This is a genomic window from Psychrobacter sp. APC 3426, assembly GCF_030408035.1.
GTDB lineage: Bacteria > Pseudomonadota > Gammaproteobacteria > Pseudomonadales > Moraxellaceae > Psychrobacter.
In genome coordinates this window covers 29,840-56,678 of record NZ_JASDCF010000012.1, presented here as the reverse complement: position 1 = coordinate 56,678, position 26,839 = coordinate 29,840, and the positions used below count along the sequence as shown (strand labels likewise).

21 protein-coding genes are annotated in these 26,839 nt (G+C 44.2%); 16 read left to right on the top strand and 5 right to left on the bottom strand.

The window, feature by feature from the left end:
• The first annotated feature begins 102 nt into the window (after positions 1-102).
• The 10 genes from rsmG to QL919_RS07930 all read left to right on the top strand — a co-directional run bounded on the left by rsmG (position 103) and on the right by QL919_RS07930 (position 10,269).
• Positions 103-819, top strand: coding sequence for a 16S rRNA (guanine(527)-N(7))-methyltransferase RsmG (gene rsmG / locus QL919_RS07975; protein WP_290189026.1), 717 nt, complete (start codon positions 103-105; stop codon positions 817-819).
• Positions 820-1,003: 184 nt separating this feature from the next.
• Complete coding sequence (locus QL919_RS07970; protein ID WP_290189025.1) at positions 1,004-1,783, top strand: ParA family protein; 780 nt, start codon at positions 1,004-1,006, stop codon at positions 1,781-1,783.
• A 176-nt stretch (positions 1,784-1,959) separates the two neighbouring features.
• A complete protein-coding gene (locus QL919_RS07965) occupies positions 1,960-3,075 on the top strand; it encodes a ParB/RepB/Spo0J family partition protein (protein ID WP_290189024.1) in 1,116 nt (371 codons plus the stop codon).
• 143 nt (positions 3,076-3,218) lie between these two features.
• Complete coding sequence (locus QL919_RS07960; protein ID WP_290189023.1) at positions 3,219-3,944, top strand: MotA/TolQ/ExbB proton channel family protein; 726 nt, start codon at positions 3,219-3,221, stop codon at positions 3,942-3,944.
• Positions 3,945-4,009: 65 nt separating this feature from the next.
• The gene (locus QL919_RS07955; RefSeq protein ID WP_290189022.1) at positions 4,010-4,441 is read left to right on the top strand and encodes a biopolymer transporter ExbD; all 432 of its coding nucleotides are present in this window, start codon (positions 4,010-4,012) and stop codon (positions 4,439-4,441) included.
• 87 nt (positions 4,442-4,528) lie between these two features.
• Positions 4,529-6,316, top strand: coding sequence for a lipid A export permease/ATP-binding protein MsbA (msbA, locus tag QL919_RS07950; protein WP_290189021.1), 1,788 nt, complete (start codon positions 4,529-4,531; stop codon positions 6,314-6,316).
• Between the two features lie 49 nt (positions 6,317-6,365).
• The gene (lpxK, locus tag QL919_RS07945; RefSeq protein WP_290189020.1) at positions 6,366-7,535 is read left to right on the top strand and encodes a tetraacyldisaccharide 4'-kinase; all 1,170 of its coding nucleotides are present in this window, start codon (positions 6,366-6,368) and stop codon (positions 7,533-7,535) included.
• 82 nt (positions 7,536-7,617) lie between these two features.
• A complete protein-coding gene (gene kdsB / locus QL919_RS07940) occupies positions 7,618-8,424 on the top strand; it encodes a 3-deoxy-manno-octulosonate cytidylyltransferase (RefSeq protein ID WP_290189019.1) in 807 nt (268 codons plus the stop codon).
• Between the two features lie 303 nt (positions 8,425-8,727).
• Positions 8,728-9,855, top strand: coding sequence for a DNA polymerase III subunit delta' (locus tag QL919_RS07935; protein ID WP_356650151.1), 1,128 nt, complete (start codon positions 8,728-8,730; stop codon positions 9,853-9,855).
• 66 nt (positions 9,856-9,921) lie between these two features.
• On the top strand, positions 9,922-10,269 hold the full coding sequence (locus QL919_RS07930) for a PilZ domain-containing protein (protein WP_290189017.1): 348 nt from the start codon (positions 9,922-9,924) through the stop codon (positions 10,267-10,269).
• Positions 10,270-10,431: 162 nt separating this feature from the next.
• Here the strand turns inward: QL919_RS07930 and ppk2 are convergent, their stop codons facing one another.
• On the bottom strand, positions 10,432-11,445 hold the full coding sequence (ppk2, locus tag QL919_RS07925) for a polyphosphate kinase 2 (protein ID WP_290189016.1): 1,014 nt from the start codon (positions 11,443-11,445) through the stop codon (positions 10,432-10,434).
• Between the two features lie 316 nt (positions 11,446-11,761).
• On the bottom strand, positions 11,762-13,312 hold the full coding sequence (locus QL919_RS07920) for an acetyl-CoA C-acetyltransferase (protein WP_290189015.1): 1,551 nt from the start codon (positions 13,310-13,312) through the stop codon (positions 11,762-11,764).
• Between the two features lie 626 nt (positions 13,313-13,938).
• Between QL919_RS07920 and QL919_RS07915 the strand changes: the two genes are divergently transcribed.
• The 4 genes from QL919_RS07915 to QL919_RS07900 all read left to right on the top strand — a co-directional run bounded on the left by QL919_RS07915 (position 13,939) and on the right by QL919_RS07900 (position 19,114).
• A complete protein-coding gene (locus QL919_RS07915; protein ID WP_290189014.1) occupies positions 13,939-15,339 on the top strand; it encodes a 3-oxoacyl-ACP reductase in 1,401 nt (466 codons plus the stop codon).
• Between the two features lie 389 nt (positions 15,340-15,728).
• Positions 15,729-16,640 (top strand): MaoC/PaaZ C-terminal domain-containing protein, encoded by a 912-nt coding sequence (locus QL919_RS07910; RefSeq protein WP_290189013.1) that lies wholly within the window; start codon positions 15,729-15,731, stop codon positions 16,638-16,640.
• Positions 16,641-16,895: 255 nt separating this feature from the next.
• Positions 16,896-17,453 carry a sulfur transferase domain-containing protein gene (locus QL919_RS07905; protein ID WP_290189012.1) on the top strand — a complete coding sequence of 186 codons (558 nt, stop codon included), beginning with the start codon at positions 16,896-16,898 and terminating at the stop codon, positions 17,451-17,453.
• A 179-nt stretch (positions 17,454-17,632) separates the two neighbouring features.
• A complete protein-coding gene (locus QL919_RS07900; protein WP_290189011.1) occupies positions 17,633-19,114 on the top strand; it encodes a serine hydrolase domain-containing protein in 1,482 nt (493 codons plus the stop codon).
• 89 nt (positions 19,115-19,203) lie between these two features.
• Here the strand turns inward: QL919_RS07900 and QL919_RS07895 are convergent, their stop codons facing one another.
• The 3 genes from QL919_RS07895 to QL919_RS07885 all read right to left on the bottom strand — a co-directional run bounded on the left by QL919_RS07895 (position 19,204) and on the right by QL919_RS07885 (position 23,569).
• Positions 19,204-20,454 carry a cation:proton antiporter gene (locus QL919_RS07895; RefSeq protein WP_290189010.1) on the bottom strand — a complete coding sequence of 417 codons (1,251 nt, stop codon included), beginning with the start codon at positions 20,452-20,454 and terminating at the stop codon, positions 19,204-19,206.
• A gap of 212 nt (positions 20,455-20,666) precedes the next feature.
• The gene (gene ilvD / locus QL919_RS07890; protein ID WP_290189009.1) at positions 20,667-22,577 is read right to left on the bottom strand and encodes a dihydroxy-acid dehydratase; all 1,911 of its coding nucleotides are present in this window, start codon (positions 22,575-22,577) and stop codon (positions 20,667-20,669) included.
• Between the two features lie 191 nt (positions 22,578-22,768).
• Positions 22,769-23,569 (bottom strand): hypothetical protein, encoded by an 801-nt coding sequence (locus QL919_RS07885; protein WP_290189008.1) that lies wholly within the window; start codon positions 23,567-23,569, stop codon positions 22,769-22,771.
• Positions 23,570-23,784: 215 nt separating this feature from the next.
• Between QL919_RS07885 and QL919_RS07880 the strand changes: the two genes are divergently transcribed.
• Together QL919_RS07880 and QL919_RS07875 are read left to right on the top strand one after the other, a co-directional pair.
• Complete coding sequence (locus QL919_RS07880; protein WP_290189007.1) at positions 23,785-24,228, top strand: HIT family protein; 444 nt, start codon at positions 23,785-23,787, stop codon at positions 24,226-24,228.
• Between the two features lie 346 nt (positions 24,229-24,574).
• A complete protein-coding gene (locus QL919_RS07875) occupies positions 24,575-26,620 on the top strand; it encodes a BCCT family transporter (protein ID WP_290189006.1) in 2,046 nt (681 codons plus the stop codon).
• Positions 26,621-26,839 lie beyond the last annotated feature (219 nt).

Genomic DNA, 26,839 nt, shown 5'->3' with positions numbered 1-26,839 from the left:
ATAGTATAAGATGTTTCACATTGGGGCAATCTGCAACTATTCAATGAGCAGACTGCATGATAAAATAGACGGTTCACATGTCAAAACTGGATAACTCGTTATATGTCAGCTTCCGCCAAAAAATCTTCATCGTCTGCTAGCATGGGCAATATCCATATCGACCCAACTGGCTTTGTAAAGCTTGGATCACAATTGCCCGCACTAGCCAATACTTTGGCACAAGCGATAAATGAGCTAGGTCTACCGTTAAGTGAGACGCAGCAGCGCACATTATTATTATACTTAGACCAGCTTTTATTGTGGAATAAAGCGTATAATCTGACCGCTATCACCGATCCAGAAGAAGCACTGATTAAACATGTGATTGATTGTTTGGCCATTATAACGCATTTGCCCGCAGGGTCACTGCTAGATATCGGCACGGGGGCAGGGTTGCCCGCAGTGATTATTGCGATTTGTCAGCCTGAGCGTCAATGCACGGCACTTGACAGCAATCAAAAGAAAATTCGCTTTATCAAACAAATCAGTAGCGAGCTTGGCCTGCGTAATATGCAGCCTATCGCCTCTCGTATCGAAGCGCATGAGGCCAGTTACGATGTGGTTACTTCTAGAGCCTTTGCCAGTCTGATAGATTTTGTAGATGTCGCGCAGCCAAGACTGGCGGATAATGGTTATTTATGTGCGATGAAGGGTAAAGCGCCAAGTGATGAAGAGCTACAAGCGCTAGATAATGACTGGCATATTAAGACCATAAAGCTTAAAGTGCCACGTCTGCATGACAGTCGTCATTTAATTGAATTGTCTCGTAAAAATGTCTAAGCTATGAGCACCTTGTAGTCGTGAAACACAGTTTACGTCTGTAATTAAATGGCATAATATCCCAAACGTCATGAGAGAGTGGGCAGACGCCATCAATAAACAGCTGGATGATGGTGCACTCCTATGAGTGTAGTAGTTCAAAAGATAATAACAGTAATAGACCCTAATTAAATTGAGTGAGTGTATGGAAATCATAGCAATCGCGAATCAAAAAGGCGGTGTGGGTAAAACCACGACAGCGGTGAATTTGACCGCCAGTTTGGCTGCTAAACGCAAGCACGTACTGCTGATTGACCTAGACCCACAAGGTAATGCGACCAGTGGTACTGGTGTTGACAAAAACGAGTTAGAGCTAACGATAGCCGATGTGCTGCTCGACGGTGTGTCGCTGTCTGATGCTATCGTTGCCAGTCCAGCAGGGTTTGATGTCATCGGTGCCAATCGTGATTTGGCTGGTATGGATATCACCTTGATGAGTAAAACCGATAGCCATGAGTTGTTTAAAACAGCGATGGCAGAATTGATTCAACATCAGGTTGCGGCTAATAAACCTGCTTATGATTATGTCATCATAGACTGTGCACCTAGTTTGAACTTGCTAACGATTAACGCGTTGGTTGCCACTGATGGGGTGATTATCCCTATGCAGTGTGAGTATTATGCACTAGAAGGTTTGGCTGATTTATCACAGACGATTGAGCGTTTAACGGAGCTCAACCCTAATTTATACATTCGCGGTGTCGTGAGAACGTTATTTGATGCACGTAATACATTGGCACGTGATGTCTCTGCTGAATTAGAAGCGCACTTTGGCGAGATTATGTACAAAACGCACATCCCAAGAAATATTCGCTTGGCAGAGGCGCCGGCGCATGGTCTACCAGTTATTGCCTATGAGCGATGGTCAAAAGGCTCTCGCGCCTACTTAAAGCTCGCTGCTGAAGTAATGAAACAAAGCCACTAGTGGTTTTTTGGGTGAGCGAAAGAAAGTATGCAAACGCGCGTATGTGAGCATAAAAACGGATCATGATAGAAAATGACCTTATAGAAAAACAGCACTGAATATCGTATTTATAAGTAATGAGTAAGCCGTATTAATCATTGTTTGGCTTTTATTTTAGCGTTAGAGGATAGGTAATCATGGCGAAGAAGAGAGGGTTGGCTGCCAATCGAGGCTTAGATGCCTTATTAGGGTCAATCAAAAAAGAAAAGCAAATTACCGCCTCTGCCTTGCAAGACGATATGGCTGCGCGTGACAATACTTTGCCAGATGCACTGCAAAGTACTAGTGCGCCTAGTAAACAGGGTAAGCAAGAAACAACGGCGAAAAAAGCAGTACCCAACATGTCTGGCAGCACCACGGCACGCTCACCGCGAACAGCGAGTAAAGCCCCTGCCAAAAAATCTCGTGCTGCTACCACAGATAATGCTGCTGTCGAAGATCAAATCAGTTTGGTGCAAATCGATGTCACGCGCTTGCAAGCGGGTAAGTATCAACCGCGCCGTGACATGAGCGAAACCGCATTGGCAGAATTGGCGTCTTCTATTGAGCAGCATGGCGTGATGCAGCCTATCGTCATTCGCCCATTGCTGGCTAATGAGGATAAAAGCGAAGCATTTGTTACTCATGAAATTATCGCTGGTGAGCGTCGCTGGCGTGCGGCGAAAATGGCAGGTAAGTCTGTCATTCCGGCCATTGAGCGTGCGCTATCAGATGAGCTCGCTATTGCACTGGCTTTGATTGAAAATATCCAACGTGAAGACCTGTCAGTGATTGAGCAGGCTGCTGCTTTACAGCGCTTTCATACAGAATTTGGCATGAGTCATGCGATGATAGCCGAAGTGGTTGGTAAAGCGCGTACCACGGTATCGAATCTACTGCGTTTGAATCAGCTGCACGATACAGTCAAAGACCATTTGGCAAACAGCGCCTTAGATATGGGTCATGCTCGTACATTATTGGCACTATCATCAGAACAACAACCTATCATCGCGCAAAAAATTATCGATGGTGGCATGACAGTGCGTGACGCTGAAAAACTGGTCAAATCAATCCTGCAACCTGCGCCAAAACCTAATCGTACTGAGCAAGCACAATCTCATGATGCTGAGCGTTTGACGCAACGTTTGACAGATATGCTTGGTGCTGAAGTCAAACTCAAACATAAAAAAGACGGACAGGGCAGTGTCGAGATATTCTTCCATAGCCAAGATCAGTTGGCTGCATTGATTAAGCATATAGAAGCGCAAGCGTAAAACGCATGATAGGTGTGCGAGTGTTATTTTAGTGACTATTGTTTAGGTGATTGTTATTCAAATGCTTATTGTTTAAATGGCTATTGCTGATATAGAACCATCCTTGTCATAACTATTTTGTAAAAATATAGAAGAGAGTCAGTATGTGGGAGTTGGTAAAGGCGGGCGGTTGGTTGATGACACCGATTGTGATTTGCTCAATTTTGGCGTTGGTTATTATCATCGAACGTAGCCATACCTTACAGTTCAATAAAATCGTTCCAGGCAGATTGCGTGAACAGCTGATTACTCGATTACGTGAGAATGGCGATATCGGGCGTACCCAATTGATGAATGTCAAAGAAAAAACACCCTTGGGTGATATTCTGGCGACCGGGCTTCTTTATCGTCAGTATGGTTTGGACTCTATGACCATGCATATGCAGAATCGTGCCAGTGTGCAGGTGCATCAGCTAGAAAAAAACATTAATATGCTTGGCACCATAGGGGCGATTGCCCCATTGCTTGGGTTATTAGGTACAGTATTGGGTATTATCTCATCGTTTTTAGCGATTACAGATGGTGCGATGCAAGACCCAACCATGTTGGCGGCTGGTGTATCACAAGCTTTGATTACCACTGCTGCTGGTATGATTGTTGCCATACCAGCACTGGTCGCTTATCGTTACTTTCAGCGCCGTATCATTGATATCAATGCGCAGTTTGAGACCCAAGCCGGTCTGATGATTCAAGAGCTGTATGACTATCAGTTATTGGATGGTACGCCTACTGCTGGTACAGCTGCTAGAGGCACAAGTGTTGATGAAGGCTATGAGCACTCATTCGAACAAGAGAGTGGTTCGGTAACCGGTTCTGTCGTTACTTCATAGTAATGGCAGTTATCAATAAGTAATACAGTGTATCTGTTAGTATCAAGTATCTTGAAGAGAATAATATGCGCTTTAGAAAACCGACGGTTGAGCCGCTTGAAATTAATCTAACACCAATGATTGACTGCTTATTGTTTCTGATTGTTTTTTTGTTATTGGCAACCTCTTTTAATCATTTTAGTCGCTTAAATATTATCCTGCCTGAAGCTGAAGGCGTTGCACTGACTGAGCAAAAGAATAGTATCGAAGTGGCCGTACAAGAAGACGGCAGTTATTTGGTTAATGGTATTACTCTTGCCAGCAGCAATGAGGCTGAGTTGACCAGTATGTTACAGCAAGAGGCGGGCAGTAATCGTGACATGCTATTTGTTATTGCAGCGGATGCCAATGCTACCCATCAATCAGTGGTGCGGGTCATTGATATTGCGGGTAAGCTGGGATTTTTAAATCTTAATATTAGTACGGTCGTACCCCTTGGTCAGCCATTACCGCAGTAAGCAATGGCTATTTTCGATGTCATTGAAATCATAAAACTGTATCTTAAGTGCAGCCCACTCATGCCATAACCCTAAATTGAGGCTTTTATGAGCCAAGCTAATCAACCTGACTCTACAAAAACTTCTGCTAAAAAACTATCAGCAGTGCCGTCGAGCACACCTAAGCACAAAACATTACTGCGCCTATTAAGGTATTTAAAGCCCTATTGGTGGGCTTTGTTATTGACCATCGTGGGCTTTGCTATCAACGCGGCGACAGAAATTTGGATTGCTAAACTACTGCAATATATCACCGATGCTATCAACCAAAACGATCAGAGTAAGCAAGACCTATTTCCATTTATCATTGTGTTGTTGTTCTTTGTGCGAGGCGTGGGCACTTTTTTAGGGAACTATTACACCGCCTTGGTCTCACGCAACTTGGTATATGAATTACGGGTCGAGGTCTTTAACAAGCTATTGCGTTTACCAAGCTCATTTTACCTAGCCAATCCGGCCGGCACTATCTCATCAAAGCTGATATTTGATGTTGAACAAGTAACGGCTGCCAGTACAGACTCCATGAAGACTTTATTGCGTGATGGCTTGACGGTTATCGCATTGATAGGTTTTCTACTTTATAGCAATTGGCGTTTGACGTTGATTTTGTTTCTTGTGCTGCCGCCAATACTGTGGCTGATTCGGGTAGCCTCCAAGCGTTATTTAAAGCTGTCTAAAGGCATTCAAGAGACCATGGGTGATGTCAGTCATATCACCAACGAGGTCATCGGTGGCTACCAAGTGGTCAAAAACTATGGCGGCCAAGCGTACGAAGCTGAGCGCTTTGATAAAACATCAAAGAAGAACTTACGTCAAGGCATGAAGGTCGTCGTCACCAACAGTATCAACACGCCAGCTGTGCAGCTGCTGATGGCAATGGCGATGTCAGTTGTGGTATGGCTTGCCCTGCGTCCCGCAGTGATAGACAATATCTCAGCAGGTGAGTTTATCTCTTATATCGCCGCTGCAGGATTGCTCAGCAAACCAGTGCGTTCTCTGACTGACGTCAACCAAAAACTACAAAAAGGCATTGCAGCAGGTGAGTCAATTTTTGCGCTGCTTGATGAGCCTGAAGAAGAAGATATAGGCACATTTAGCCCATCATTGTCCGGTGAAATCCATTTAGACAATATCAGTTTGGTTTATCCGGATTCGACGGTGGCGTTACGTGATTTTACTTTAGATGTTCGAGCTGGAGAAACGGTTGCCTTAGTAGGGCGAAGTGGTGCTGGTAAGTCATCTTTGGTCAATTTATTGACACGCACCTTATCAACCTCGTCTGGGCAGATTACCTTAGATGGCATGCCAATCGAAGACATTAAGCTTGAAAGCCTGCGCGCCCAGATTGCGATGGTCAATCAGCAAGTGGTGCTATTCAACACAACGGTATTCAACAATATCGCTTACGGCAGCTTGGCCAATAAAACCCAAGCTGAAGTCGAACGCGCGGCGAAAGACGCTTTTGCTCATGATTTTATTATGAAAATGCCAAATGGCTATCAAAGTGAAATCGGGGCTGAGGGTCTGCAGCTATCTGGCGGACAACGTCAACGCTTATCTATTGCTCGGGCGTTATTGAAAGATGCACCGATACTGATTTTAGATGAAGCGACCAGTGCTTTGGATAATGAATCAGAGTACTACATTCAGCAAGCGCTTGATAACGTCATGAAAGACCGTACTACCTTAGTCATAGCGCATCGCCTGACAACGATTGAGTCAGCCGACCGTATCGCTGTGTTAGATGGCGGTCAGATTGTTGAATTGGGTACTCATCATGAGTTGATGCAGATGCAAGGTCATTATGCGCAAATGTACGCGCGAGACTTCGAATAGATGCAGCTAATGAGCGCGCGCTGAACCAATACATAAGTGACCAATAACAATGAGCATTGAGACAACAGTAACGCGTGCATGGCAACGACAAGCTGCTTGGCTGTGGCTGTTATTGCCTATTAGCTGGTTGTATGGTCTTATCACGATGCTGCGTCGCCAAGCCTACAAACTTGGATTGTTATCCAGTTATCGAGCACCCATACCTGTCATGGTCATCGGCAATATTAGCGTGGGTGGCAGTGGAAAAACGCCACTAATCATTGCATTGGTCAATTATCTGCAGAAAAAAAACATCAAAGTAGGGGTTATTAGCCGCGGTTATGGTGGCGATCATAAGCAGATGCCAGCATTGGTCAATGCCCACAGTTTGCCCAATGTAGTAGGGGATGAGCCTTGTTTGATTGTCAGTATGACTCACGCACCAATGGCAGTGAGTCCCAATCGGGAGCAAGCAATCACTACGTTACTGGCTGCTCATCCAGACCTGCAACTGATTATTGCGGATGACGGGTTGCAGCATTATGCGCTGCAACGAGATATAGAATGGATAGTGGTTGACGCCGCCCGTGGCTTTGGAAATCAACAGTTGCTACCAACGGGGTTTTTGCGTGAGCCTATGTCTCGGTTAGAAGGCGCCAATGTTATCTATCATGAAAAACGTGAGACAGTGTTGGCCAATATAGATAAAGACAGCCAACATCAAAGCAGTCGTTTGACCATGTATATGCAAGCAGATGACATGCAGCTTTTGTGGCAACCTGAAGTGTCTGATTCGCAAATCATTGATACAATTCCTAAAAATACGGCGTCTAATAATACAGTCCCTAAAAAGGGCAGTCAGGTACATGCCGTGAGCGGTATCGGCTATCCACAGCGTTTTTTTGATACCTTGGGTTCACTTGGTTATAAGGTCATAGGTCATCCTTATCCTGACCACTATGAGTTTACCTTGGTTGAACTGCTACAATATAGTGATTATCCAATTGTGGTCACCAGTAAAGATGCGGTGAAAATTAGAGCGTTATTCGCACAGGCAACCACCGCAAACCCACTGAATGACGAGTATCAAGAGCTTGTAAATAGACTATGGGTATTGCCTGTAACCGCTTTATTGTCTGATGACTGTTACCAACTATTAGAACATCAAATAAAAGCACTGGGCATTGAGGCTAAGGAACGTCAAACGATGTCAAATACAACACCAGCCTCTAAAAATTAATTGGCAGCGCCAACATTACTCCTTAGTCTAGCAGCCGCTATATAAATGACGTTTTTAAATAAAATTGCGATAGGAATCAAATATGTCTGTCACAGAAGCCAAAACCCACATTGTTATTCCTGCGCGTTTTAAGAGCACACGCTTGCCTGGCAAGCCACTACTGACTATCCATGGTAAACCTATGATTCTTTGGGTCGCTGAAAAGGCACAAGCGGCATATTTCGCTGATGATATGTGTATTGCCACCGATGATGAGCGCATTGCTCAGGTGTGCAAGCAAGCCGGTTTTGATGTGGTTATGACGAGTAGCGCGCATGCTTCAGGTACTGACCGTTTGGCCGAAGTCGCTGCCATCAAAGGGTGGGCTGAAAACGATATTGTCGTCAACATGCAAGGTGATGAACCGTTAGTACCTCCGTTATTATTAGAGCAGGTTAAGGCGCTTTTGGTTGCAGATAATGACAGCGTTATGGCCACACTGTATGAGTCTATTGACGATTATGAGACTTTCCAGCGTCCTTCTGTAGTGAAGGTCGTCAGCCAACAATCTAATGATTTGCAGCGTGCCTTATATTTTAGCCGAGCGCCGATTCCTTGTGACCGCGATGTTGTCTTGGCCAATGAGCAAGGTCAGCAACCGCCAAAGAATGCTTATCGCCACTTGGGTCTCTATGCCTATCGTGTCAGCCTGCTGCAACGATTTGTTCATTGGCCGCAAACCCCTTTAGAGGTTTTAGAGAGTCTAGAGCAGCTGCGCGTATTAGAAAACGGTGGACATATTGCGATTGCAGCAGCAGCCTGCCAGCTACCAGCAGGTGTCGACACTCAAGAAGATTTAGATCGTTTAAATGCGATGAGTTTGGCTGATTTTCAAAACCCGTTTAAGTAGTAGCTTAAGCAGCTAGAGACCTAAGCATCTAAAAAATTAAGCACCTAAAAAATTGGTGGTGTATCAAAAAGTATGCTGATCAAAATTTGAACAATTTTTGAAGCTTTGAAAGCCATATAGAATCAGAGAACTTAGCATAGACTTCTTATTGACTTTTAGCGCCAGCATACTTTTTAGAACACCACCAAAAAATTAAGTAGACTTCTGACTTTCGATAGATGTATTTAAAAAATATATAAGCAGGACTTTGAGTAAGAAATAGATTTTGTTCAGTCATTAGTATAATAAATAGGCATGAGTAATATGATGGAAAGTACAGGTGCGCTAGATACAGCCGATGATATTTACTTTGCGCCATTATTACCATGGCAACAAGGACTGTGGACACAGCTCACCAAGCGCGTGACCGTACAGCAGCAATCATTGCCTCATGCGCTATTGGCGGCAGGTATGCAAGGGATGGGCAAGCGAGCTTTCGTATGGCGCTTAGTCGCTTGGCTGTTATGTCGTCAGCGCGATAGCCATCCATCGGGGGCCTGTGCACAATGTGAGAGCTGTCAGTGGCTTAGATCAGGTACCCATCCAAGCTTTCAGACATTGCCACTGATTAGTATGCCAGTCAGTGCAGAAAACACTGCTAACAAAGAGAAGTCGAGCAGCACTGCCAAAGACAAAAAATCTGCCAAAGCGACTAACAATAGCGCACTTAAGATAAAAGTTGATGATATCCGTGCGTTGCAGCCTTTTATCTATCAAGGCGGACAAGGACTGCGTATCTGTGTGCTAGACCACGCTGAGCAAATGACCATTGCTGCTGCCAATGCTTTGCTGAAAACCTTAGAAGAGCCGCAAGCGCAAGTGCATTTGTTTTTGATAAGTGACAGTCCTGCACAGCTGCTTCCGACCATTAAAAGTCGTGTGCAGCAGTTGGCTTTGCAGACGATTGAGCCTGCTGTGGCCACTGACTATGTCACACAGGTACTTGGCTCTACGGTCAATCGTGAAGCCGTCGGTACCGCTGCGATTGAGCAACTTATCCAAATGGCTAATGGCGCCCCCTTAGCAGCGATAGCGTTGGCACAAGCCCCGTGGTATAGCAAACGCGCACTGTGGCTGACCACTTGGCAAGCATTGCGTAGTGGCAAACGTAGCAGTGTGGCGGCCAGTGATTATTGGCAAAAGCAGCTGAGTATTATAGAATTTATCCAATTGTCTGAATTGATGTTGCTTGATATGCGCCGTCTCTGTTTAGGACTCGCTGCACTACAAAAAGATATCAATCTATCAGCGATATTAGAGAGCTATCAACCTGCTAGCAGTGCGATTGAGACCTTTGCAAATAGCTTACAGCAAAGCAAAATTGCTCTGCAACAAAATGTGCAAGAAAAATTCGCCTATGATAAGCTGATGCAAGAGCTGGCTTATTTATAAAAGAACCTGCTTGCCTTATAAGTAACTCATAAAAATACCATACCCAATGATTAAAGGAAGCTGACTATGGCCATGCCAGGACGCGGTGGGATTTTAACCTGCCATATTGAAGACATCGACACGCTATATGCCAGCTACTTATCTTTTGTGACCAATGGTGCATTATTTGTACCGTCTGATCGACCGCAGTTATTGGGTGATGAGGTGTTTATCGCAGTGACGTTACCGAACTCTAGTGAGCGTTTACCAATGAACGGTAAGGTAGTGTGGATTAATTCTAAAACCCAAAGTGGTCGCCCAGCAGGCTTCGCCTTACAGATTGGTACTGATATTGCGGGGCAAAGAATTAAGAATGAAGTTGAGCGCTTATTGGCAGGCAAGATAGACAGTTTGCAGTCGACCTATACCATGTAAACCATCAATTCAGTGAGCAATATATCTGCGCTTGATTTGATAAATATTAGATAAACAGCATACGAAAGACCACCTTATATATCGATATATGAGGTGGCCTTTTTTATAATGGGGTTAAGAATAAGACGTATTAAACAGGTATGAGAGCAATTAAAATTCGCCTTAATAACGTGGTGGGACATACATGTCATCGGGAATGGGCTCACGATAATACTCATCATCACGCTTACGCTCTGGTAGTTCGACCTCGTCACGTGGTACTTCGTTATAGGGAATTTGTTCGAGTAAGTGAGCAATACAGTTAAGGCGTGCCCGTTTTTTATTATTACCCTCTACCACCCACCATGGTGCCTCAGGAATGTGAGTGCGTTCAAACATGGTCTCTTTAGCCTTGGTGTAGTCTTCCCAGCGCCGACGTGATTCTAAATCCATAGGAGAGAGCTTCCATTGCTTCAGTGGGTCATGGATACGGCTCATAAAGCGTGAATGCTGCTCATCGTCAGTGATAGAAAACCAGTATTTTACTAGACGAATACCAGAGCGTACGAGCATGCGCTCAAACTCTGGCACCGACTGAAAAAACTCCTCATACTGAGCATCGGTACAAAAGCCCATGACGCGTTCAACCCCGACGCGGTTATACCAGCTACGGTCGAACAACACAATCTCTCCCGCCGCCGGTAAATGAGCCACATAACGTTGGAAATACCACTGTGATTGCTCACGTTCCGTTGGGGCAGGTAGGGCAGCGACTCTACAGACACGAGGGTTTAAGCGCTGAGTAATACGCTTGATGGCACCTCCCTTACCCGCTGAATCGCGACCTTCAAATATCACAACGATGCGTTCACCGCGGTCGACCACCCAGTCTTGTAACTTAATCAGTTCGCGCTGCAGCCTTACCAATTCCTGAAAATACATGCGCCGATCAAGCCTTTCTTGTTCGCTCATCTCCCGCCCATCAAAACGAAAGTCACGCACGTAATCATCTATCTCATTTTCCATTTCTTCATCATAACTGTCGATGAGGTCTTCATGCATTTTACGACGCAGCTCATCATTAAATATCTCTTTGTCCATACGATTTAGATAATTGCTTTGTTCAGGTACACTAAGTTCATGACGCTCTTTTTTTGTTAAAGACGTTGGGTCAATCGCTGAGGGGACTTTGCTCATAGAATGCTCCTGATAAATATTATTATAACTTTATTGTGACTGCTTTATTTTAATTGCTTTATTACGCTACCTTTACTTTAGCATATCTACTGCTGACCCTATGAGGTGACTGCGTTTTAATATTGTGTGGTTCTGCACTTGTTTTCTAGGATAGTATTTAAAGTAGCCTTATTAAAAACTGTTTTTATACCATACGGCATGTTAAATAAATCACTGAATCTAAGTGTTCATGGACATAAAAAAACACCCTCTAATCCATTGATTAAAGGGTGTCTCAACATCTAGCTATATACCTGCTAAGCAGATAAGTGCATGATTATTTTTCTAGGATGCAAGTCACACCTTGACCACCCGCTGCACAGATAGAGATAAGTGCACGGCCTGAGCCTTTTTGATCCAATAACTTAGCAGCAGTGGCTAAGATACGACCACCAGTGGCAGCAAATGGATGACCGGCAGCCAATGATGAACCGTTAACGTTTAGCTTGCTACGATCGATAGAACCTAGTGGTGCATCAAGACCTAGACGCTCTTCACAGAATTTCTCATCTTCCCAAGCCGCCAATGTTGACAGTACTTGTGAAGCAAAGGCTTCATGGATTTCATAAAAATCAAAATCTTGTAGTGTCAGACCAGCGCGCTCAAGCATACGTGGTACTGCATAAGCAGGTGCCATCAATAGACCTTCAGTGGTACCAGATTTGCCAATGAAATCAACGGCAGCTGTTTCTTGATGGACGATATAAGCCAAAGGCTTAAGACCGCGCTCTTTTGCCCACTCATCAGTACCCAGTAGTACACAAGAAGCACCGTCAGTTAGTGGGGTAGAGTTAGCAGCTGTCATTGTTGGGTTGGCGTTCTTTTTGCCAAACACTGGCTTTAACTTACCCAGTTTTTCCAAAGTTGTGTCTGGACGCAAGTTATTGTCGCGAGTCAGACCTTTATAAGGCGTGATTAGGTCATCAAAGAAACCATCGTCGTAAGCACGTGCTAGGTTTTGATGGCTATTAAATGCTAGCTCATCTTGTGCTTCACGGCTGATATTCCATTCAAGTGTCGTGATGGCTTGATGCTCGCCCATAGACAGACCAGTACGTGGCTCACCGTTTTGCGGCGCATCGATCAAGTCTTTTGGGTTTAAGCCCATTAATGCTTTTAGACGTTGCTTGTTGTCTCTTGCTGCACCTAACTTAATAAGCACTTTACGTAGACCATCACCAATTGCGATAGGGGCATCAGACGTCGTATCTACACCACCAGTAATGGCTGAGTCGATAAGACCAAGGGAGATTTTGTTTGCAGAGGCAAACGTTGCTTGCAAGCCAGTACCACAAGCTTGTGACACATCATAAGTCGGTGTGTGTGGATTAAGCGCAGTGTTCAATGTCGCTTCACGAGTCAAGTTGATATCACGGCTAAGCTTCATGACCGCACCAGAAACAACTTCACCTATTACTTCGTCTTGTAGGTTGTAACGTTCAACCAAACCATCTAGAGCGGCTGTTAGCATATCAGTGTTGCTAACATCAGCGTATGAACCGTTTGAGCGTGCAAATGGGATACGGTTACCACCTAAAATAGCAACACGGTTTTGACCTGTCGCTGGTTTAGATTTACTGGCTTTCTTAGCAGTAGTGGCTGGCTTTTTAGTAGCAGCTGCTTTATCGTCCGTTGCTTTTTTGCTGGTTGTTTCTTTATTAGCAGTTTCTTTCTTAGCAGAGTCTTTAGCATTGCTGGTTTTAGCGGCGGCCTTAGTCTCAGTACTGCTAGTGTTCTTAGCAGCAGTGTCTTTTGTAGCGCTATCAGTAGACTTAACAACAGTGCTTTCAACAACTGGGCTATCAGGGTGGTTATTTTTATTACTCATAATATTATCCTTAAAAAGTATGGGTAGAAGAAAAAGGAGGGTAAAAATGAAAACGATTAACAGGTTACTGAATCAAAATACCAAATCAAAAGCTGATTATATTAAAAGGTAGTGCGTCAAAAAGGCCATCAAATCATCTAAAACAATTCAGAAGCGAATATTATCACTTATTGCGCCACAGCGTTGTCTATCATAAGCCGTTTTTATAACGTTAATGTATATCTTTGGCAAACTATGTGACGCTTATCTAAGGTCAGTAATGGCTTTGCAACCAATCAAGATGACTTTCGTAGACTGGTTGGTATTGATTATTTACGTTGCATAATAAACTGTATGATAATATATTGTTATCGATAAATACGTTTGCCATAACTTATAGGTCTGATTTTAACACAACATGGCGATTTTTAAATCTAGAAAAAGTTGCCATCTTGTATACTGGCTTGTTTACAGATTGTTGTAGACATTACTGGTTTTTGGACTTGTTTATGAGGTAAGTGTATAGTTAGGCCAGTTTTCGACTCATTTACTAAATATCAATAATTATGATATCGATGAGTCTATATAATAGGCGCATTGCATTTTTATTTATTATTATTCTAACCGTTCGTTATAGGGATTATATTATGTCAGACCGTTATGGTGATTTTGTTCAATCTTCTATTGGTAAAAAAGTAGCCAAAAACTTAGGCCTACCATTGCCAGTTACATTAGATCGCTTTGAAAGCGGTGAGCCTTTGGTGCGTGGTAGTGTATTGGTTGGTCGTGCTGCAGGCGATGACAAAAGCGTTAGTGCGTCAGTGGCGCGTATCTTATCAGATGTACATGCTGAGGTTTATGTAAATAGCAGCGATGATATCAAAGACGCATTGGCGGATGCTGGTGTAGACGCAAAAGCCAATACGGGCGGCGATGATAAATTTAAAGTACTGTTGTTTGATGCCAGTAATATCAGCAATGCCGATCAGCTAAAAGAAGTATATGAGTTTTTCCATACTGTGGCTCGCCGCGTCGAAAAATCAGGTCGAGTCATCATCGTTGGTCGTACGCCAGAAAACATCACTGATATCGATACGGCACTGGCTCAACGCTCACTTGAGGGCTTTGTGAAGTCAGTTGGTAAAGAGTTCAAACGTGGTATCACAGCACAGCTTGTGTATGTCGAAGAAGGCGCTGAGCAGAACCTAGACTCAACGTTGCGTTTCTTTACCTCAGCTCGTTCAGCATATGTGTCAGGTCAAGTTGTACGCGTCAGCAAGGGTGATTCAGTAGATGTCGATTGGACGCAGCCTCTAGGTGGCAAGACCATGCTAGTGACTGGTGCCAGCCGCGGTATCGGTGAAGCCATTGCCCGTGTATTGGCGCGCGAAGGCGCTCACGTTATCTGCCTAGATGTACCTCAACAGCAAGCGGATCTACAAAAGGTTGCAAGCGAAATCAGTGGTTCTGTATTAACAGTCGATATCACTAGTGATGATGCAGGCAAACAAATCGCTGAAGCAGCACAAAAGCGCGGTGGTTTAGATTCAATCATTCATAATGCTGGCGTCACTCGTGATAAGACACTGGCAAAAATGGATGAGAAAAAGTGGGACATGGTTATTGATATTAACCTAGGCAGTATCGCAAGACTAAACCGCTACCTACTAGACAATGATGTATTGAAAGACAATGCACGTATCGTCTGTGTGTCATCAATCTCAGGTATTGCTGGTAACTTGGGTCAAACCAACTATGCAACCTCTAAAGCAGGCGTGATTGGCTTGGTCAATGCCACTGCTAAACAGCTAGAAGACAATGCCAAAGGCATGACGGTTAACGCGGTTGCTCCTGGGTTTATCGAAACACAAATGACCGAAGCCATTCCATTCGCTATCCGTGAAGCGGGTCGCCGCATGAACTCAATGAGCCAAGGTGGTTTACCAGTAGACGTGGCAGAGACCATTGCATGGTTTGCCTCACCAGCGTCTGGCGGTTTGAATGGCAACATCGTTCGCGTTTGTGGTCAAAGCTTATTGGGTGCCTAACAGCAGTTTGTACATTGATTAGCTGACTAATAGTCTAATCGATAAGTAAGTACAGATGCTGATTAAAATGACAATAACTGTTTGATATTATCAGCTATTGTTGAGTTGCCTCACATATGCTTACGAAAAATTGATGATAAATTGTAATAAAGCTGCCCTAGGGTGGCTTTTTTATGATAAAAACACAGTAATAATAAATTGCCCTGTTTCTCAGATGGTTTTCACTTTGGCGACCTATTATTACTTGGATGATGAATAGCTGCATTGATTTGAGGTAGTCTCTGTTTATGACGCGAAATGCCTGTAATCAACGCACATATCATTCAAAGAATATATAGCATTTTATATGTAGCCAGAAAATTTGCTCAAGCCCCACTTAGGATTTACTTATGTCAGACAAGCATTATGATGCGTTGCCAAAAGCGCATACTACCTACGCCAATATCGTTAAAAGTTTATTGCCCATTGGTAATAGCGGTAAAATCAGTAAAGATCAATTGCCGCAAGCGACTTACTATGTAGACGACTTACATATCGATCAAAGCAATCTAGACGATTATCGTAAGATTTGTGGTTTTGCTGATAATGGCAAAGTACCCATCACTTATTTTTCTGTGTTGTCGCAAACGCTGCAAATGAACATGATGGTCAAAGAGCCGTTCCCATTTGCGATGTTGGGTCTGGTACACGTTGATAACAGCGTGACCCAGTATCGTCCTATCGGTGAGCGCGAAACGGTCGCTATGTCGGTTGCTTTTGACAATCTACGTGACCATGCCCAAGGTCAGCAGTTTGACTTTGTAACGACGGTCAAGTCAGAAGATAAGGTTGTGTGGGAAGGTACGTCAACCTATTTATCACGCGGCAAAAAATCAAGCAGCAAAGACAAGAAAAGCACACCGCGTCCAGTAACGGTTAAGCCGTTGGTCAACGAAGAGGGTGTGCACAGCATCTTTGAAGTGCCAGAAGACATCGGTCGTCGCTATGCATTTGTGTCAGGCGACTTTAACCTTATCCATCTGCATCCGCTATCTGCACGTGCTTTTGGTTTCCCTAAAGCGATTGCGCATGGCATGTGGTCAAAGGCTAAGTGTTTAGCACTGATAGATGAACTGCCTGATGCTTGCACGGTTGAGGTGTCATTTAAGTTGCCTATCTTTTTGCCAGCAGAAGTAGAGTTAATTGCAGAGCCAGTAGCACAGCTCGAAAACGAAGGCGATACTAGCGGATTTGGGCTATTTAGTTCAAAAAATGACAAACCGCACCTTGCAGGTACTATTAAATTACAGAGTGGTAAGTAATAGTTTGCCAGTAAGATTTTTACCGTTTAACTAGGGCGTGTCCTCAATGCAATCGATGAATATGATGAATATATAGATGGGCTAAAAATGGCTAAATCTTGCCAAACAGCGTCAAATAGCTAGGTAATATCCCGATGTTATCTTCGTTGTTTTTCTTTTTTGACGGCAATTTATCGTATTTTTGTCATCATTTTTAATATGAGGGCATGCCCTAAAGACATTTCAATAGCAAACTTAACGAACATATTTAACATTATGACCTCACAAACAGAAGCAACAAGCCCAACCCTAAGTGACGATTCAGTCGCTGCTAATGACAATATTGTTAACGACAGCACTGTCACTGACCAAAACGTTACTGATAATGGTATTGACCTGGCGAGTATCTTTGAGCCGTATTTTCGTCCTGATACAAACACCATTGTCTGCGGTGCACTTGATGACGAAAAGGTGGCTGCATTAGCCAAAGCTGGTGTCGAGCTGGTGATTAACTTACAGCCTGACGATGAGTTAAGCTTTGATGAAGCAGCAGCGGTAAAGCGCGCAGGTATGCACTACGAACAGCTCCCTATTAGTGGCGCTGCTGATTTAAAGCAGCTTAAAATATTGGCATTTGATAATATTTTGCGACAGCATCATGGCAAGAAAGTAGCGATGCACTGTGGTTCTGGTAATAGAGCAGGGGCTGCCATAGCGCTGCGTGCAGGCTGGCTACGTGGTCGTAAGATGGATACGGCGATGGAGCGTGGACGCAGTCATGGTTTGACTAAGCTTGAAGAAGAGGTTCATAATCGGTTGTTGGTACCACGCTAATATACCAGTATGACGGATTGATAAAAAGGCGACCAATGGGTGGCCTTTTTTTTTGAAAAATGTTCAACATAACTTAATCGCGCTAGCCGTTAACAGGGTTAAGCTTGTAATGTGGGTTAAAACGTAGATTAAAAATATAATAACGCTTAGCTATTTGATGATATGGGAGCATGGCAGCAATGACCAACAATGACAAAAAAACGAATCGAAATATTACAAGTCAGAGTGACAATCAGATTGATAGTACGCTTCAACAGCACTTACAGCAGCTACTGACAGATTTACAGCTAGATGATGCGCCAGCGGGTGGTTCTGTGGTGGTCTATCAGGCAGATCGCTGTATCGCACAGGCAAGTGTGGGAGCGGCACGCTTGGACACGTCTTGGCAGCCTGACACCTTAGCCATTAACTTTTCGACAGGTAAAGGGGTGCTGGCAACATTGGTTCATGTTTTGGTTTCGCAGCAGGTGCTTGATTATGATACGCCGGTTGCCAATTATTGGTCAGCATTTGCAGCACAGGGTAAAGGGAATATTACTCTGCGTCAGGTCATGTCACATCAAGCAAATTTATTTTCTATTCAAAGTATCGATGTCGATAGTGAAGGGTTGCTTGATTGGACGTTGATGCTGAGTAAAATAGCTGCCATGCCGATAACTGCGCCTGAAGATGCTGAGTCCTATGACAGTGCTTATAGTGCGCTCATTTATGGCTGGGTATTAGGGGGAGTGATAGAGGCCGCTACTGATATGTCATTGGCTAAAGCGCTGAGACACTATTTAACTGAACCTTTGGGCATTGCCGACAGCTGTTATTTTGGTGTGCCAGATAGCAACGTTGAGCAAGTCGCAAGGCTGGTCAAGGATTTTGAAGTTGCCAATGAGGATGGCTCACCGCTACGTAATAAGCGACATAAACCGACCTTAAAAGTGGATTCGCAAAATACCTTACAGACTTATGCCAGTCTACCTAGCTATTCATGTTGGCAGCAGAGAGTCGAGCAACAGCCATTAACTACTCCTAGTGCCAAAAATAACAGTCATTATCAAAGTCAAAGTGACTTTAATAATGATAATGACACTGACACTGGTATTCAAAATGAAGTTGAGAGTGATGAGTGCAAACCAGTGACGCTTAATACAGCACAAATTAACAGTTTATATTTCGACGCCAGTAGCCTCAATCTAAAAAACTATAAAGCCGCACTAGTACCTGCGAATAAAAAACCCATTGACTACCATCGCCGTGAGTCGTTACAAGCTATCATTCCAGCAGCCAATGGGGTCGCCTCAGCACAGGCGCTGGCGACCATGTATGCCATGCTAGCCAATGGCGGTGAGTGGCAAGGGCAGGTGCTAATTGATAGTGAAACTTTCGAGCAACTGTCATCACCGCAATTAATGGGTGCAGACGCCGTCATGCCCGCGCATATGAATTGGCGCTTGGGCTATCATCGTCTGTTTAGCGTTTGTGCTGATGCTTCATTGGGTTTTGGTCATATGGGTTATAACGGCTCCGTAGCTTGGTGTGACCCAACACGCCAACTGTCGTTTGCTTTTGTCCATAATTTTGACGCCACTATGCTAAATGATGTTCGTCAATTTGCACTGACAGAAGCGGTGCTCGATTTTATTACTACAAATGATAGTGGGTATCAATAGCTTTGAAAAGCAGGCAAGCCTTATGAATCAGCATAACTAGAGAGATAATTGGCTTGCCTGTGATAAATGCGCGATAAAGGTTTGCTAAATTAATGCGACTCATTAGGTGTCATTTTTAGTAGCTTAGTCGCACTCAATCCATGGATAAAAATGGACGTCAAGATAACAATCGAACAAACGACCCATAGTTTAAGGGCGTCGTCATCTGCAAAGAAGCCTTGGTTGAGCGCGTAAGACAAATAGTACAAAGTACCGATACCCCGAATACCTAAGGCTGAGATGGCGTATTTTTCGGTACGAGGGAGGTTGAGTCCTGACAATGCAATGAATCCCCCGATTGGCCGTATTAATAATAAAAAGGTGAAGCTGACGATATAAACGCGCCATGTCAGCTCGACCCCAGATTGCAGCCCTTGACCGAGGAACATACCAAAAATCACCAGTACCAATGACATCAGTAAGCCTTCTGATTGCTCAGCAAAGTCATGCAGTTTTTGATGATAAGTGTGCTGATGTTCTGAGCGGCGAAAGGCGAAAGCAGCAACAAATACGGCAATAAAACCGTAACTGTGTACATATTCTGCTAAGCCATAAGCCACTAGTGTGAGGGCAATAACCACGTAACCTTGTGATATAGTCGTATCCTGGCTATGTTTCGAAAACACCAGTTTGGCCATCACTTTGCCAACAACAATACCGACCACCAAGCCTGCGCCAATTTTCCACAGCACATCATGAGTGAACCACGACCATAGCATCTCGCTGGTAAAGCGCTGACCCTCGCTAAACGCTTCTGCGATCTTAATTGCTAAATAAACAAAGGGAAAAGCCAGTCCGTCATTGAGTCCTGCTTCTGACGTTAGGGTAAAGCGAGGCGTATCTTCACCGCCCGTATTTGGAGGACCTACCTGAATACTAGAGGCGAGCACAGGGTCAGTTGGTGCCAGTACCGCACCCAACAAGATAGCAGCGCCTAGCGTCAAACCAAAAGCATAATAGCCAAGCACTGCCATTACAAAAATACCGATCGGCATGGTGATCAGTAGCAGCCTAACCGTCGGTCGCCATAGCTGCCAAGATAACTCGGTATCAATCTTGATGCCAGCACCTACCAGTGATACCAGAACCACAATCTCAGTGAGCTTTTCGATAATCAATCCATTATCAATGGGGTCTAAAAAAGATAAGGTTGTCCACCAGTATCCCATTATCAAGCCAAAGCTGACTTGCAGCATTGGTAAGGAGATAATCGAGGTGCGCCGAAAAATAATAGGGAACAATGCCCCTAGCAGAAAAGCAATGCCGCACACCAATAAGAATAAGTTATAGTTGTCAATCATAGGGTTTAGGCACGCTATTTTATTGGTTTTAGAGGTGTGTCATTGGGTGACATTTATTAGCCTTCAATAATGAGGGTAAATATCTTTTAATATCGCAAAAAATCGTTATCAAAACGCGCGCTGCGTTGTTTTTTGGTGAAAAAAAAGCCTGCATAGCGCAGGCTTGATTTAAAAAAATTCAATTTTTAATAAAAAGTACGGTTAATCAAAAATCAACGCTCGACTTGACTGACATCACGTACTGCACCAGTATCAGCGCTAGTCGTCATAGCAGCATAGGCACGTAGTGCGGGCGTTACATGACGTTCACGACTTACTGGCTTCCAAGCATCGCGACCACGAGCTTCCATGGCTTCGCGGCGAGCTGCTAAATCTGCATCGCTGACCTGCATATTGATGGTGCGGTTTGGGATGTCAATATGAATAGTATCGCCTTCTTCAACCAGACCAATAGCGCCACCTTCAGCCGCTTCAGGGCTGGCGTGACCAATTGATAGTCCTGACGTACCGCCAGAGAAACGACCGTCAGTGAGTAGCGCACACTCTTTTCCTAAGCCTTTAGACTTTAGGTAAGTCGTTGGATAGAGCATCTCTTGCATGCCAGGGCCGCCTTTTGGACCCTCATAGCGAATGATGACCACATCACCTGCCACGATTTTATCATCAAGCACGGCTGCTACTGCATCGTCTTGCGATTCAAAGAGTCGTGCACGACCGGTAAAGGCTAGGATGCTTTCATCGACGCCTGCGGTTTTTACCACGCAGCCACGCTCAGCGATGTTGCCATACAGTACTGCCAGTCCACCATCTTCTGAATAGGCATGCTTGGCACTGCGAATACAGCCTGACTCACGGTTGACGTCGAGGTTTGGCCATTCTTTTGACTGTGAAAATGCCTCAGTGGTACGGACGCCTCCAGGAGCGGCGATATAGCGTGCACGCGCCTCAAGATTGTCAGGATTCATGATGTCCCATTTATCGATGGCTTCTTTCATCGTGGCACTATGAATGGTTGGCAAGTCAGTATTCAGCAAGCCCGCACGATCAAGTTCGGCCAACAGCGCAAAGACACCACCGGCACGATGCACGTCTTCCATATGATATTTTTGTGACGCAGGCGCAACTTTCGAGAGGCAAGGTACACCGCGACTTAAACGATCGATATCATGCATTTTAAAGTCGACTTCCGCTTCATTAGCAGCAGCGAGTAGATGCAAAATAGTGTTGGTCGAGCCGCCCATGGCGATATCTAAGGTCATCGCATTTTCAAAGGCGGCTTTGGTGGCGATAGAACGCGGCAATACCGAATCATCATCTTGCTCATAGCGGCGCTTGGCCAATGACACAATCGTTCGTCCAGCTTCTAAGAATAACTCGCGGCGCAGCGAATGAGTCGCCAATAGCGAACCATTACCAGGCAATGCCAAACCTAACGCTTCGGTCAAGCAGTTCATAGAGTTAGCAGTAAACATACCAGAGCACGAACCACAAGTTGGGCAGGCTGAGCTTTCAATGGCTAAGACGTCTTCATCACTGATGCTATCATCAGCGGCATCCATCATCGCATCAACCAAATCAAGCTTACGAATCGCATTGCCTTTACTGTCAGTGGTATGGACGTCGCTACCGCCGTCATTATTATGACTATGAGCCACGGTGCTGGCAATGACTTTACCCGCTTCCATTGGCCCACCTGAGATAAACACCACGGGAATATTTAGGCGCATTGCGGCCATTAGCATACCAGGGGTGATTTTATCGCAGTTAGAAATACAAACTAAAGCATCAGCGCAATGCGCATTGACCATATATTCAACAGAATCGGCAATGAGGTCACGACTGGGTAGTGAGTACAACATGCCACTATGACCCATCGCAATACCATCATCGACAGCGATAGTATTGAACTCTTTTGCGACGCCGCCCGCCTTTTCAATCTCGCGCGCCACCATTTGCCCAAGGTCTTTTAGATGCACATGACCGGGTACAAACTGGGTGAATGAGTTGGCAATCGCAATGATTGGTTTGCCAAAGTCGCTATCAGTCATGCCAGTTGCACGCCATAGTGCGCGAGCACCTGCCATATTACGACCACCAGTAGAGGTTTTTGAGCGATAATCCATGTGATATTCCTTACAAATAGGCGAGGTTTGTTAAAATGTGCAGCCTCAGCTGTGATATTAATAGTGTGCTTTTTATACTGAGTGAGTACTAGTGAATAATACTAGGTCATTACCATACCATTAGATATGGATAACTGAAAACGATTCGTTAACAATCAGTCGTGTATTGCAATAAAAAAGTAAGCATAGCGCTACTCAAGACGCTCCAAGATGGCTTTATCAAACCAAGGCAAATCTACTTTATCTGCCTCCAACTTAATAATAACGCTTAAGGCATGGTTAGCGACCAGCTGTTGGTAATCTCTGCTAGGTTCAATCGTCAATAGCGCATCGGGTGGCTGTGTTTGCGTCTTGGATGGCTGCTCATCAACACTAACTAGAGTTTGTTTGTCATTCTTATAAAGAATATCCACACGACCAAAAAACTGCCAGTCCTTGAAGGCGGCGGTAATGGCGTCTGCGGCATCTTTGGTATATATTTGCTGAGTGTCTTTGCCCGTATTGGTCCAATGCAAGCGTACTGCTAATTGTAGGGCTTCGCTGAATACGACCAATGAGCCAATGACTTTTACATGCCAAGGACTGGCTAACAGCCCTTCATTGATCCCCATTAGTTTGGCAGCAGCATCGGCCGTCATAGGTGTATTGAATTGTGCAAGTAGAGCAGGCGTCAATGGATTTGCTTGCTTAACGGCATCCTCTAGACTGTCATAGTGATATAAGAACGGTAGTGGTAAGTCCTGAGTCACGGTCTTCTTAATGATTTTGCAATTATGTATCTGCCAATGGATGCTCTTATCAGTCAGTGCTTCCGCTAAAATGATAGCGTTTGGCGCAATGGTGTGAGCGTGGCTCTGACGTTCAGAAGCAGTGTTATGTAGAGCGTCTGTGTTGTGCACGGCATCTTCTGTTACAGGTGTCAGCGTATGATTGAGCGCTGTACCAGCGTCATTATTGGGTGATGTTTGAGTCGGCAAAGTTAGCGCATCCATAAACATAGTGTCATTAAAATAGAGTATTAATATAACATTTAAAGCGACTGTCTCGCCAACCAAATTGGTAGGCTAAAGCGATTGATATTTTGATTGAAGTTCTGATTCTGAGCATTACAGCGACTTGTGTTCAGACTGTATTTCGTCCACTATATTAAGTACGTTTTAATCCATTCTAAAAAAGAGTAAACAGCTAGCAACCAAAGGAAAAAATAATGACACAAGCCAATCAGCAAGCCAAATACGATGATAATAATATCTTTGCCAAAATGCTAAACGGTGACATTCCATATCACAAAGTGTATGAAGATGATAAAACCCTCGCTTTCATGGATATCATGCCGCAAGCGAAAGGCCATGTACTGGTTATACCTAAGCAAAAAGCCGTCGACTTGGTGGATCTTGAACCAGAGTATGCCGCCGCTGTTTTGATGACCTCTAAAAAGGTGATGCAAGCACAGCGTCAGTTATTTGAGCGTGAAGGCATTATTCAGATGCAGCTAAATGGCTCGCAAGCGGGTCAAACTGTTTTTCACTATCATATTCACCTGATTCCTTCGAGCATTCATGAGCTAGGTCGTCATGCAGTCACTCAAGCAGATCAGGGTGAACTGGCAGAAATGGCTCAACAACTTGCCGCTATTATCTCCACCTTTTAACATAAAAACAGCGCTTTCTTATTTAATAAAGCAACAGAGGGCGTTAGATTTTAAGTTTTTCTTCATAACTATAAAAAGGCAGCTCACAAGCTGCCTTTTTTATTGCTTGGTAATAGTCATGTAACAATCGTTAAAGTAGTGTTACAGAGTCAGGGATTGTCTGGGGTTTTGGAAAAGAGTGTGATAAATATCATATTTGCCCAAATTGCATGTTTGTAATTACATGGTTGTATAAGGTACGTGTTTGCATAAGTTATGCTAATAATTTTTGTCTTTATCAAACCGTAGGTTGATTTAAAAATACACTGTGCTTTTGTCTTGTTACTTTTTGAGGATATCATTTTTTATGAGTAAATTACCTCGCTCCACTATTTTGCTGCCAGTATTTTTACCCGCCGCCGCTATTATGCTGTTGCTAGTGATTGGCACAGCGATTAATCCCGAAGCTGCTGGCGAATTGTTTAGTTCTGTACTGGCGTTTACCACCGATACTTTCGGTTGGTTTTATATGTTGGCAGTTGCTATATTCTTGGTATTTATTGTTGCTTTGGCTTTCTCGTCTTATGGCAGTATCAAACTTGGGCCTGACCATGCGGAGGCTGAGTATAAGTTTCTGGAATGGTTTGCCATGCTGTTTTCAGCAGGCTACGGCATTGCCTTACTGTTTTATGGCGTCGCCGAACCTGTGCTACATTTTGCCAGTCCGCCACTCTCAGAGCCACAAACCATTGCTGCTGCCAAAGAAGCGATGCAGATTGCTTATTTTCACTGGGGATTCCACATTTGGGCGATTTATGGCGTGGTAGGGTTATCATTGGCATATTTCTCTTTTCGCCATGGTTTGCCATTATCAGTGCGCTCAACGTTATATCCGCTAATTGGTGACAAAATACATGGTCCCATTGGGCATACGGTTGATGTGTTTGCAATTGTAGGTACTATGTTTGGTATTGCCACCAGTTTGGGTTTATCGGTAGCGCAAATCAATGCAGGCTTGAATTACTTATTGCCTGAAATGGTTCCAGTCAGTACGACTGTGCAAGTCATTATCATCACTTTGGTTACCGCAGCGGCCCTCGTTTCTGTGTTGGCTGGAATGGACAAAGGTGTTAAACGGTTGTCTATCCTAAACATGGTATTGGCCACAGCGCTGATGATATTTGTATTTATCGTCGGTCCATCGGTATTTATTCTGAATGCCTTTATGGAGAATACCGGTAGCTATTTGGGCAATATCGTTGAGCGTACTTTTAGTTTACAAGCCTATCAGTCGAGTGATTGGATCGGTAGCTGGACGTTATTTATCTTTGCGTGGACGATTGCATGGGCGCCTTTTGTTGGTTTGTTTATTGCAAAAATTAGTCGTGGTCGCACCATTCGTGAGTTTGTACTGGGCGTGATGCTCGTGCCAACGCTGTTCACCTTCTTTTGGTTCTCAGTATTTGGTGATACCGCGCTACATATGATTATGGTGGATGGTTATGATGCGTTAATCGGTGAGGTGCAGAATAACCAAGCGATAGCGTTGTTTAAATTGCTAGAGAATTTGCCATTTACCCAAATCGTCTCATCATTAACCGTATTATTAATTATTACTTTCTTTGTGACGTCATCGGACTCAGGGTCATTGGTCATTGATTCGCTCGCCGCAGGTGGGCGCAGTGATACGCCATGGTGGCAGCGTTCGTTTTGGGTGGTCACCGAAGGTGCCGTCGCCGCAGCGCTACTCATCGCGGGTGGTCTAAGCGCGTTACAAACCGCTGCTATTGTTAGTGCTCTGCCTTTTGCAGTCATTATATTGATTTCGACATTTGGCATGTGGCGTGCGCTACGTATCGAAGGGCATCGCAACGAGAGTCTAGCCAATGACAACCATCTGCCGCCACATTTGCTCAAACTAGATGCATGGCGTGACCGTATTGACTATATGACCAGTCAGCCAACGCGTGACAAGGTGTTGGATTATATCCAAGGCACTGTCATGTCATCGATGACAGAAGTCGCTGAAAAGTTTCAAGAAGCAGGCTGGTTGCCTGACGTTAATTATGATGAGGTTAATAATCGTGCAGTGCTCGAATTGAGACGTGGTGAAAACGTTGAGTTCTGGTATGAGGTTCGTTTGTCCGAGCATGAGATTCCTGACTACTATACTGAGGATATGGCCAATACATTGCCACAAGAGCATCACCATCGCGCTGAGGTATATCTGCGCCGCGGTGGTCAAACCTACGATTTATATGGTTATCAGTCAGAATCAGTAATTAACGACATTATCGATCAGTTTGAGAAGTATCTACACTTTGTTAATGTGTCGCCAGATATTTTGCCGTGGCGTATGCAGGAACATGATGAAGACATCACACTTGAGCAGGGTAGCGTGTTTGATAAGTAATCTGTGTGATAAGCAGACCTTTTGTATTGAATGAGGAAAGGCAGCTGAAAAGTTGCCTTTTTTTAGAGGTCAACTATTTTTCATGCTTTATTTTTCTATAGAAGTGGTTTTACCAATACATTTATCAAGACAGCTTTTTACATAAGTCACGTATTCAGTGGTGGTTAGCGGTCGTTTTTAGTTGATTTTTACCGCTTTAAAAGCATTTTAATTATCAAC